General features: G+C 37.2%; 3 protein-coding genes. All 3 read left to right on the forward strand.

The genetic code is table 11. The annotated features are described in order from the left end of the window. Window positions 1–1,041: response regulator (locus tag ACTBZY_RS11650; RefSeq protein WP_463046518.1), on the forward strand; the 1,041-nt coding region annotated here is incomplete at its 5' end. A gap of 364 nt (window positions 1,042–1,405) precedes the next feature. Further along, window positions 1,406–2,968, forward strand: coding sequence for a phage tail protein (locus ACTBZY_RS11655; RefSeq protein ID WP_463046519.1), 1,563 nt, complete (start codon window positions 1,406–1,408; stop codon window positions 2,966–2,968). A 50-nt stretch (window positions 2,969–3,018) separates the two neighbouring features. Continuing rightward, on the forward strand, window positions 3,019–7,953 hold a 4,935-nt coding region (locus ACTBZY_RS11660; protein ID WP_463046520.1), incomplete at its 3' end, for a Calx-beta domain-containing protein.

The following is a 7,953-nucleotide window of genomic DNA, read 5'->3' on the forward strand; positions in this document are numbered from 1 at the left end:
TCGGAACTACGTTTTTCGGTTAAGGATAACGGTATAGGGATAAGTGACGAAAATCAACAGAAAATATTTGACCGTTTTTATCAAGTAAAACAAGACAACACCATGGCTAATCCTGGAACAGGAATAGGCCTAACCATGGTAAAAGAGTATTTAGATTTGATGAATGGGCAACTTCACATAGAAAGTGAGGAAGGAAAGGGAAGCTTTTTTGAAGTTCTATTAAACGTTGAATTTACTGATTTTGAAAAGTTTGAAACCTTAGAGGAGAAACATCCTCAAAACTCTCTTGAAGAAACTCCACAACATGTGAAGAATCTGTCAAAACCTAATTTACTATTGGTAGAAGACAATCCTCAACTTAGAGCTTATGTAAAAAGCATTTTAGAAAAAGAGTATAAAACCATCGAGGCTGAAAACGGAGCAAAAGCTATTAAAATTCTGGAAAAGAATGTCCAGGTAGATTGTATTTTGTCAGATATCATGATGCCAGAGTTAGACGGTGTTGGACTACTAAACCACGTTAGGCAAGACTCTAAGCTGCGTATCATTCCGTTCGTTTTTCTTACTGCCAAGCATAATGAACAAAGCAAGCTAGAAGCTTTCCGTATAGGTGTAGACGACTACTTGACTAAACCCTTTGACGAAGACGAGCTCGTTTTTAGATTACGAGCTGTTTATAAAAACTATTTAAACCGCTTAGCTGCTCACAAAGAAGATGAAAGCCAAGAGTCTGACTCTACCTTTGATTTTGCCCAAAACTTGGAATTCTTGGTTAAAACTCATTTAGGTAACGTAGAGTTTTCAACCACATTCTTGGCAGAAAAAATGAATTTAAGTCGAAGACATTTTATACGATTAGTAAAAAAAGAGATTGGTCTAAATCCACAAGAATACATTTCAGAGATACGCCTAAACGTGGCTCGACAACTGCTAGAAACCGAGAGTTTGCAATTGGAAGATGTAGTTCAAAAAGTGGGATTCCGTGAAGTAAGGTACTTCAAGAAACTTTATTTTAACCGATTTGGCACAAAGCTAAATTGAATCCGCCCCTCCTCAAGCACACCTTATCTAACTCACTACTAACTAGTTAAACCAACTGTCACAAATTTCCGGAGAAATGTCACATTTGTCCCACAGTTTTTCTATTGCCTCCTGCATAGCCCTACTACCTTTAATCTATATCAAAAACGATATTTAGAAAACGAGACGACTTAACCAATAAAGTCAAACCATTTTCTTTCATAATTCTGTAAAATGGGTTGCATCGAGATTGATATAGGAATTATATAGCCATGAATAAAACATTTACTTCTTAAACTATAGGAAAACCTATAGTCAAGTCTAGCTGATTGTTTTAGTCATATTCAAAAAAGACTTTTTTTTCAATAATAAAACTAAAAGAATCATGACAGGACATCTTGGAGAAATCAAAATAGTAGCTTTTAACTTTATCCCTACTAACTATGTGTTGTGTGATGGAAGAAGATTAAAGAAAACAAGTAATCATCAACTACACCTTATTGTAGGTGACAAATACACTTATGACAATAGCGATGATACTACCTTTGCCATACCTGATTTAAGAAATCGTTTTGTACTTCAACCTGAAACTAGTAACGGGTTGGGAGTAAAAAAGGGGGCTGATGAAATTGTTTTGTCTATGGAACAAATGCCAGAACACAACCATAATGTGTCATTAGAAGTAGACAATATAAGTGGAGGCAGTGAGCCCGTTATTTTGCCCAAAGGTGCTTTTCTGAATAATCAAGCTGGTGTTTTTAGTACAGAACCTTCTACTGATACCTTTTTGGCTGGTATCTCTCAAAACAATGTAGGAAATTCTGAGCCTGTAAAAATAAAAAATGCACATGTGAAAATGGTATATGCCATGTGTATTCAAAATGACCCTAATGAAGGTACTATTGGCGAAATTAAAATCTGGCCTAATGACAAAACAGATGGCAGCCTTGGTGCAATACCTAATGGCTGGAGACTCTGTAATGGAGATTTATTGGCAAGTTCCCAAAATTCAGCTTTGTATAGTATAATTGGCTACCATTATGGAGGAAGTATAGCTAGAAACGAATTCAAACTACCAGATTTCAGAAACCATTTTGCTACTGGAGTATTAAACTCTGAAAAAGTAGGTGCAACTGGCGGTAAAACCAACATTAGATTAGATAAAAATAATTTACCTCCACATAATCATTCTGTAAAATTAGGTGTAAATAATAATACAGATAGTACTCCCCACACACAATTACCTAACAATGCATTTATAAATAGTAATGCTGGACCATTTAGCGAGGAAGTTTCTGCTTTAGCCACTCTGGGAGGAATCTCTCAAGAAGACAAAGGGAGTTATGAAGATATTGATGTTACAAATTCTTCTTTAGGGCTAAATTACATTATTTGTACGGAAGGCATTTTCCCATCTGCAGGAAGGAACGGAGGTGGAGAGGGTGTATTAGGTGAAATTATATTATTCGCGGGGTTCCGAGCTCCATTTTCAAACTACACTTTATGTAGCGGGCAGAAAATAAGTATTTCGTCAAATCAGGCTTTGTTTAGTTTATTAGGCACCTCTTATGGCGGAAACGGAAGTTCAAATTTTGATTTACCTGATTTAAGAAATAAAATACCACTTTGTGTTTCTAAGCTTGTTGAAGTAGGTAAATCTGGCGGAGCTAATACTATAAAACTAACTTCTGAAAACTTGCCTGCACATAATCATAATGTGCAATTAGCAGCTAACCATGGGGCAGATGGAAGAAGAGTAAATATTTCAGATGGTATTCTTAATAAAGACGCAGGTATGTTTAGTACCAAAGAATCTGACGACACCTATTTAGCTGGTATAAAAGAACATGAATTTATGGGTGAAGAAATTGATATACGAAACCCCTTTCTAGGTATCAATTATCTCATTTGTATCAATGGTACTTTCCCAATAAGACCTACCCACTAAAAGACAGCATACTTCAATAATTCTGGTACAGAACTTTAATAATTCTTAAAATGAAAAAAGTAATACTGAGTTTACTTTTAAGCATAAGTTTTTATACCGCTAATGCCCAAAAAGTGGCCATTATCGGGGCAAAACACTTAAATAGCACTGAAGATGGTGTTTCAATTCTAGCCTTAGATAATTTGGCTGTAGGGCAGATTTACTATTTCACAGATAATAATTATAATAACACCAGCAGCCAATTTGTATATGAATTAGATGGTGGTGGCAGTCCAATAAAAGAGTCTGTAGTGAAAATTACGGTTACAACTGCTATTCCAAAGGGAAGTGTTATCTATTTCAAAGAATCAGCACCGAGTTCCAGTAATGTTTTTACAGCATCTGTTACTCCTAGTTCTGGTGCTGTTACAGCGGTACATGTTGGAAGTAGTGGCTCCTACTCTTTAGGTAAATTTGGAGAGTCTATGTACGTTTATACTGATAATAATGAAGACCCTGCTGATGGTGTTACGGAGATTCATGGTGCTTTTTTCGCGGGAACTTTAACAAGTACTAACCTAAGTGGTGGCCCTATGCCCGCCTCAGAAAACCCTAGCCCAGATTTTGCAAATGCTATAGTGGTACATAATTTCCCTCAACAAAATTATACTGTTTCGCCATATGATGACGGACTAAATAGAGTAGAATATAAAACCTCCGTTTTAGACAGAACAGATGTAACAAAAGTAGATTTAGAAAACTCTAGCAACTATGTAATCTTTGGCAGTGACCAAGATTTATCCACCACCAAATTCACAAATTTTAATCTTGTAGGCTTAAAGCCAGTTGTTATACTTACCCGAAATTCCAGTCAGTTAAATGAAAACAGCTCCAGTAATTTCACATATACATTTGAAGTAGATGTAGCACCCACAAGTAATTTAGTTGTCAACTTTTCAGTAAATGGAAGTTCGGCAAACGGCATTGCAAATTTTGGTACAGACTATACCCAAACAGGAGCTACCTCAATGAACTCCACATCTGGCACCGTAACTATTTCGTCTGGAACCACGTCAAAAACCATAGTCATAAATCCCACAGGAGATTCTGTTTTAGAACCTGATGAAACACTTCAACTGAGCATTACTTCTGGCTCAGAATATACGGCTGGTAGTCCAAGTGTAGCAAGCTCTATTATTAAGAATGATGATGTATTAACAGTGGTACCTGATGTTGCCATTACAGGCACCAGACATTATACAGATAATGAAGATGGTGTTAGCGAATTCTCTTTTACAGCCTTAAAAGGTTTATTGGCGGGAGCTTCGTATGTATTCTCTAGCAATCCCTTTAACAAAAGCACGCTACTCTTTTCCAATGTTTCCACCTACCCGTCAGAATTAAAATGGACAGTTCCTACAGGAGGCATAGCACGTGGTGATGTGATTGTGGTTAAAAAAACCGCTCACAATACATTTACAGTAACTAGAAATGGTTCTGCTACATCGGCTGGAACAGTTATAAAATTAAGCCCTTCAAAGAACTTTTATATTTCTCAATATGAAGGTTTTTTCAGAGCTCATACAGATACTGACAACAATCCATATAATGGCATTACGGCTGTACATAGCCAGATTTTCACATATTCATCACCCAATTTTGGTGGAAATATGCCAGCTTCCTTAGACCTATCAACACTATACGCTGGGTCGGTTTTGGTAGATGGCTTTGCCAATACTTCACCTCAGAGGTTAGAATACAAACCTACTTTAAGACCAGCCACTACGGTAGACCAAGCTGGTTTTGAAAATCCAGCAAATTGGTTGTATGCAGAAGCAATGCAAGAATTATCTTCCGTGCCCTTTAATAATATTATTGTTAGCGAAGGCTCTGCAAATCCAAAAGCTACAGTAACAATTTCTTCAGCTTCCATTTTAGAAGACTCAGAAACATCTGTTTATACATTGAGTTTAGATGCGACGGCCACTTCTGATATTACCATTAACTTTTCAGTAGCAGGTACGGCCACATTCCCTTCAGATTATACCGTTTCTGGTGCCAATTCCTATACTTCATCAGTGGGCAGCATTACCATTCCCAACGGAGCCTCTTCAGCACAATTAACCATAAATCCTGTGACCGATGCCACCCTAGAAAAAACCGAGGATATTTTAATAAGCATTACTTCAGGTATAGGCTACGATGGCGGTTCTACGGGAAATGCAAGTGTAAATATTTTGAATGATGACGCTAATAATGCTACGTCAAAACTAGCCATCATAGGCATTAATCACTTAAGCCCCGCCAGTATGTCTTTGGTGGCTATGGATAATATACCGGCCAATTCAACATTCTACTTTTTAAGAAATCAGTTTGACAAGAGTAGCCTTACTTTTGAAAGCGGCGGAAAATACAAACTGGTTACCCCTAATACTTGTATTCTTAAAGGAACTGTATTAACCATTACTGGTGGCTTGAATGGGCCTTTGACTGTAAATTGCAACAATACTTCTGACCTCCCTGAATGCGGTACAGCTACTATAATTGGTAGTGGAAATGTCTTTGACTTTTTAGATATCGGTACGCGTTACCATGTATATGAAGATAATGATGAAGACCAAACAAATGGCATTACACAAATTCATGCCGTTTTTAATACTGGTGGCACGTATCCATCTAATCATACAGGAGGTTTTTTAACACCCGAAGAGAATCCTAAGTCTGTCTATAGTAATGCCGTAGTGGTGGATGGTTTTCCGGCTGTTGCACCAAACCGTACCGAATTTGATGCTAGCAAAAGGAATATTAACATTTCAAGTAGTGCAGTGGAGGATATCTCAAATTACTTGCATGCACAGTCAAATGCGACCTTAAGTTTTACAAATTTTAATGCTCAAAATATTATTTATGTAGACTCGGCTGTAGTGGGTGGATTAGCAGATGGAACATCATGGACAAATGCATATTCAGATATTCAATCCGTCTTAGAAACTTTTGAGTCAGACTGTGCTAACTATAAAGTTTGGGTGGCCAAAGGAACCTATTATCCTACATCAGGTTCCGACCAATCCATTTCTTTCGAACTCAAAAACAACTTGGCTATTTATGGAGGTTTTGAAGGTACTGAAACTGCCCTTTCTCAAAGAAATATCACGAACTATCCTACCATATTAAGTGGTGATTTGGGTACTATAAACGATAATTCAGACAATAGTTACCATGTAGTTAAAAGTGAAAACATACTCCAAACCGCTATTTTAGACGGCTTCATTGTTAAGAATGGAAATGCACAAACCGCCGCAACTATTACCAGTGGTGGCGGAATATTAGGACTAAACTCTAAGGCTATTATTCAAAATTGTACCGTCGAATCTAATTCGGCTGTAAGCGGAGCGGGAATATTTTTAAGCAGTGCCAGTAGCTCCAAGATTATCAATTGCATTTTTAAAAATAATGCGGCTTTAACGGATGGTGGTGGAGTAGCTGGCTCCAATAATTCTTGCTCATTTACCAATTGTCTTTTTGTCAATAACACAGCTGCTACCAATGGCGGGGCTATTCATAGTTCAAACAGCAATATGGCCTTTGTAAACAGCACTTTTACTAAAAATAATGCAACTGTAGGAGACGCTGTTTATGTAGATGGTACTTCGCCCACCATTACAAATTCTATTTTTTGGAACAATCTCAATACTTCAGCCTCTGATATTTATCCTACAAGTGGGCTTAATGTTTCCTATTCTATTATTGAAAACGGATATACGGGCACTGGAAACCTTAATCAAAACCCTTTATTTATAAATGCGGACAATAATTTTGGTTTGCAGGCAATTTCAGTAGCAATTGATGCGGGGCTAAATACAGCTATCCCCGATGGTATAAATGAAGATTTAATTGGTTCTGATAGACTAATTGGATGCTTCCTAGATATGGGAGCTTATGAATATATCAACCTAGATTATAACCCATTGTTAGTTTCTACCACAAATGACAATGGCTGTGGCTCGCTAAGATTTGCTGTAGAAAATGCCTTCTCTGGCGACACTATTCGTTTCTCCCCTACCATCGATGGCGATACTATTAAGCTTACTACTGGGCACATTTTGATTGATAAAAATTTGGTCATAATTGGAAACGATATAAGCAGTACAATTATTGACGGACAAATAAATAGTAATATTTTTAGAATTAAAACCGCTAAAAGTGTCATCATGGAAGGTATCAGGATTCAAAACGGAATAGCACACGGGGAGTCTGGTGGTGGAATTATTAATTACGGTAATCTGGTTTTTAGAAATTCTAAAATTATTAATTGTCAAGCGAATGTATCTGGCGGCGGTATATTTAATACGGGAAATCTGCAAGTCTTAAGAAGCACAATTTCAGGGAATAAAACTGACATCACAGGTGGTGGGGTTTTCCACTTTAGGGGAAGCCTAGTATTAAAACAATCTTCAATAACAGGGAATATTGCATATGAAGGTGGTGGTTCTTCAGGTTTAATTGGCGGGGGACTTCATTTACAAAATTCTAATGTTTCAATTGAAAGTTGCGTAATAAGTGGAAATAGAGCACGAGAGGGTGGCGGAATTTATGCTGATAATGGTTTTAACTTAAAGAATAGCATTGTTGCGGGTAATTATTCTGATTTCGGTCCAGACATATCTACATTTAATGTATCTGGCTTAACAAGTGCTTACAGCCTGATAGGTAGTGATGAAGGAAATGGAGTACAAAATGGAGTAAATGGTAATTTAGTAGGAACAACTAGTGCACCATTAAGTGCAGAGTTTGTATCAAATGTGCCATCTACAACCACTACGAGTTCTACTATTTTAGGTGATTTACGTCTACAAGCCTGCTCACCTGACATAATTGCAGCTTTAGCAGATAATATTGGCATTAATCTTGTGCACAAAGATTTGGCAGGTTATCCACTTGTTTATGAAAACAGATTAGATATCGGAGCCTATGAGTATCAAAGCAGACGTCCAAACCCTCTGTTA

The organism is Arcticibacterium sp. (assembly GCF_055134445.1).